The following is a 4,736-nucleotide window of genomic DNA, read 5'->3' as shown; positions in this document are numbered from 1 at the left end:
CAGCCCACCCAACCCCATCTTCCGGATGAGCGACTGTTCCAAGGCTTCCATCTGCCGTTGGAACGCTTTTTCCACCCACCATGCCCCCTGGCCTTCTCGTGTATGTCCTTCGAATTCTTACTCTTGCCCCTTCGGTGTTCCTTTCGATTCTCCTGGCCCCAGTTCTTCTTCTTTTTGGCGAAGTACGCCCGGTAGCCGTTGGTCGATTTACTGAGGCCACCAAAATTCCACACCAGCCACGCAATGCGACCGTCGAGGTCGAGGCAGTCGACAGGCTGGGCGTAGCAGTAGTCGTAGCTGTTGGCGTTGCCGCCGGGGACGGGGCCGACGGAAAGGAAGCGTCCGTTGGCGGGATCGTAGAGGCGTACGCCCATGAGTGTCACGCCACTCGGGGTTTCGGTGGAGCGTTGCTTGCCGCCAAGCCAACCGTAGCGGGCAGGGTCGGTCCCGGGCAGCAGGCTGCCGTACTCGTCGTAGGCGTTGACCACCGGGGTGGTGTTGGCCACCAGCGGGATCTGGGTGGCGATGTCGCCGTGCAGGTTGGCCAGTTGCAGGACCGTGTCGCCGGTCGCGCTGGTGGCGGCGATCAGGTTGCCGGCCAGGTCTTCGAGGCTGCGGCTGATGGTGCTGCTGCTCTCCGAGGTCCAGGACGGGCTGTCTCCGTCGCCACCGTAATGGTTGGTCCTGGTGACGGCGGTTCCCCAGGTTCCGTCGGCCTGCTCCTCGGTGTTCCAGGAGGCGAGGCGTCCGGAGGCGTCCAGGTTCCAGGTCATGCGCTTGGAGTTGGCAGTGATCTGGCGGACCAGGTCGTTGGCGAAGTAGGCGTTCTGAGTGCCGTTGGCCTGTTCGGTGGTACGGCCGAAGGCGTCGTAGACAGTGCCTGTGGCGATCAGGCGGTCGGCGCTGTCGTAGGAGTGGTTGACCGTGTTTGTGGTGGGAGTGCCACCGTCGACGTCATCGACCGTGGTAGTCAGCGCGGTGCGATTGGTGTTGTTGTCGAAGGTGTAGGTCCGGTGCGCAGTCACGCCTGCCGCGGAGTCGTCCACCTTGGTCAGGCGGCCTGCCCGGTCGTAGGTGTACTCCTGGTAGGCACCGCCTCCGGTGTAGACGGTGCGAGTGACGACCTGGCTGTGGATGTTCTGGCTGGTGGACTCACCCTGGATGGTCCAGCCAGACTCCCAGTGCCAGTAGCGGGACGTCTCTCGGCCGGTGGGGTCGAGATTGAGTTCGACGTCGATGTTCCACGGCAGCACCTGCTTGTACAGGCGGCCGTCGGAGTCGTACGAACCGGTGACGTCACCGACGGTGCCCATCACCGAGTCGTGGATCCGAGTCGGCAGGCCGGCGGGGTTGGCGTAGGCGTAACTGACCGTCGACGGTGCCGAGTCGGTTACGCGGAGCTTGCGGCCGCGTTTGTCGTAGTCGGTCCGGGCTATATTGCCCGCACCGTCGTCGTAGGTAATTTCCCGACCGAGCAGGTCGGTGGTGTGTGTGATGGTGGCGGTGCCGTTGGAAACGGTTGCCACCTCGCCGCTCGCTGCGTCGTAGGTGGTCGTCTGTGTCGGAACTGCCGCGCCGACACCACCGGTCACCTGTGTCTGCGTCACACGACCTGCGGCGTCGTAGGTCGTGACCGTGGTGCGGGTGACGCCATTGGCGATCTCGGTGGCCTTTGCCGGGTTGCCCCAGCGGTCATACTCGGTGGTCTCCACGGGCAGCTCGCTGGGGTGCGAACCGCCTCCGCTGATCGCGCCGGCCGGGCCGGTGGAGCACACGAGGTCAGCCCACTCCGGGCGTCCGGCACATGTACCAGCGCCGGTACCGGACCAGTACTGGGTCACGGTGGCTCCGGCGTCGGTGCCAGTGGACTTCGGCAGCGTGGTCTTGATGATCCGGCCCTGGGCGTCGTAGCTGGTCGTGTTGGTCAGCTGCAGCCCGCCCGGGTCGGTCGTCACACTCGTGGGCAGGCCCTTGGCCCAGTCGTAGGCGGTGGCCGAAGTACGCACGTCCCCGTCTGTCGGGTATCCGTCGATCGCGGCACCCACCTTGGTGGTGGTTACCTGGTCGCTCACCGTGGCGGAGCCATCGGTGGGCCGCCCCTCGTCGTAGCTGTTGACGGTGTGCTTGCGGGCCGCGACCTGGACTCCGGATGAGAGGTCCGGGCTGTCCGCGTCGCCGGTGAGGGCGTGGGTGAGGCTGACCAGGTGCAGTGGGCCAAACTCCTCCAGCTCCCGCTTGCCGTCGGCCGAGTGGACCGAAACGGTTGCGAGCTTTCGGGCACGCTCGGCCGGGGAGTCAGAGAGGATGCCGAGTTCGCTCTGGGTGTTGACCTGGTAGACCGCGTTGCCCAGGGCAAGTTCGAGGTTGGTAGCGGTCAGCTCGAAGGTGGTGTTGCCGAATCGGTCGTACTGCCTGGCGGTCAGGTGACGGCCGGGCAGACCTGTGTTCACCTCACGTCCGGAGGCGTTGGTGTAGGTGATGGTCGCCTTGTCGTAGTCGGCCGCGCCCAGATTCGATCCGGTGTGGGAGAGCGGGACCTGGTCGGCGGGGAACACAGCGCTGGCGTCCGTGGGCGCGTCCGTCTGCCCCCAGGTGTTGGCATCGCTGGCCGCGACCTGGTTGGGGGCCGTGGTGCCGGACAGCGGCACATCGTAGACGACGGAGGTGATAGCCCTCGTGCCGTCCTGCACATCCTTGGTGCCGGCCTGCAGGTTCGGGCGGGATGCCGCGAGCAGCATGCCGTTGCCAGCCACCGCGCTGTTGCCGGCACTGCCGTACTCGAACGTCCACGGCAACTCACCAGGAGGGACGAGCGTGGTAACGCGCCCAGCGGTGTCGTAGCCGTAGGCCGTCTTCAACGCCGGCGAGATCCGAGGGTCCCAGTGCTCGCGCAGGCGGCCCAGGTCGTCGTAGCTGTACTGGGAGATCACCGTCGCGGTTGCGGACGAGGCACCCGGGTCCGTGGCCCACAGCCTGATCTGCTTCACCTGACCGCTGTAGTCGCCGAAGGTACTGGAGGTTGCGGTGGTGGAGGTGGCGTAGACGTACTCCAGCATTCGACAGCCCGTAGTCGATGGCGTAGTCGCACACGTGCTGGCCGTGATCGCCGACGTCGGGGCGATCACGTACTTCGGGCGGGCCAGCGTCTTGCCGTTCACGGTGACCTTCTCGGAGATCACCGTCGTGGTCGACTTGTCCGTCGGAAGGAACGTGGTCGCCAGCTGCCAGGTGGTCGCAGTGGAGTCGACCTTGCTGAACACTGAGGTCGTGCCCTCGGTGTCCTTCAGCGTGAATGATCCCGTCAGCGAGCCGGTCAGTGTCAGATCCTCGGCACCGGACTCCGACTTCCAACCGCCACCGCTTGTCGCAGTGAACCCGGTTTCCTCACCGTCCACGTCCACGACCGCCACAGAGGTGGCCGACGTCTTGCGCACGAAGGTCCAGTCGCTGTCGGAGATCTCCGCGATCGTGCCGGCGGTCCACTGCGCACCAAAGATCGCCGCCTGCCCCTCCTGCTGGGCAGCGTTGGATGGGCGCCGGGAGGAGAACGTCCGCGTGACGCTCATGTCGAAAGCTGAGGCGTCCGTCGACGACAGGCCGAAGTCGCCGGTGAGCGTGTTCACGCTGCCCGGCCCGACCTCCTCGCTGGGTGCCTGGCCGACGTTGCGGTCCACCGCAATCCGGGTTGCCGGGGAAGCATCCGTGGTCGTCCCGTCGGTGAACACCGAACGGACGTCGACCGGGCCGTCCTCGCTGAGCGTGTCCGTCACGTTCCAGGTCAGCGCCTCGGCGTTGCCGTTGGTGACTGCAGCAGGCCACGCCGTGAGGGTGGAGCCATCGGCCTTGCGGCGGATGTCCTGGGTGGGAATGTCCGTCCAGGCGTCGGTCTCACCGCGACGGTACTGGTACCGCACCCCGGTGTCGCTCGTCTTGCCCAGGCCGGTCAACTCCGTGCGCCGCGCAGGGCGGTCGCTTTCGCCGGGAGTGAGCAGAGCGGCTCCGGAGCCAGCGTAGAAAGTGTAGGTCGTGGTGGCCGAGACGTTGCCGGCAGCGTCCTTGGTTCGCGCGTTCAGGGTGTGCTTGCCCGCACGGAAAACCGGCGTACGGGTGACCGCGGTACCGGTCGTTGCGGCGGACTGCCATGCGCCGCCGTCCAGATTCCACTGCACTTCCTTCACGTCGCTGGTGGGCGGGGTGAAGGTGAAGGTGCCAGTGAAGTCACCGTTGTTGCCCGGCGTACCGGACCACTGGCCGTTCGGGAAGTCGGTGGAGGACACCGCCGTCGTGGTCGGCGCCATGGTGTCTACAGTGAAGGTGCGGAAGGCCGACCATGCGCTGTTCGCGCTGCCGTCGCCGGACCGCGTACGCCACTTGTAGCTGCCCGCCGGCAGTGCCGTCGGAGTCCAGGTAGCTGTCGCCCCCGAGGCAACGGCGGCGCTCGAACCCGAGCGCAATGCGGACATGCCGCTGGGGGCCCATACCTCGAAGTCAAGCGTGACCTGTGAGCTGTCCCCGTCGAGCGCCTTCGCCGAGAAGGTCGGCGTGGTGTCATTGGTGGCCGCTTGAGCAGCCGGGGCTATCAGCGTGGGCACCGCGGGGATGGAGTTGTACGTCACCGACATATGACGGCGGTCTCCGTAAGCGGTTCTGATCCACTTCTTGTGGGGCGGTTGCGGAGGGTGACGGTGCTCAGTCTGCGAGGAGGATTTGGCGTCGGAGGAGGTCGAATCCGGCCC

At 66.3% G+C, this 4,736-nt stretch carries 1 protein-coding gene; it reads right to left on the bottom strand.

Features of this window, described 5'->3' with window-relative positions; translation table 11 throughout:
• Positions 1–4,622 (bottom strand): RHS repeat-associated core domain-containing protein (locus ACWF94_RS33740; RefSeq protein WP_453497405.1); only part of this gene is annotated, 4,622 nt, incomplete at its 3' end.
• Between the last annotated feature and the right edge of the window lie 114 nt (positions 4,623–4,736).

The organism is Streptomyces sp. NPDC055078 (assembly GCF_053607985.1).
The sequence above is the reverse complement of the archived record's forward strand: the minus strand, read 5'-3'. Positions and strand labels throughout refer to the sequence as shown.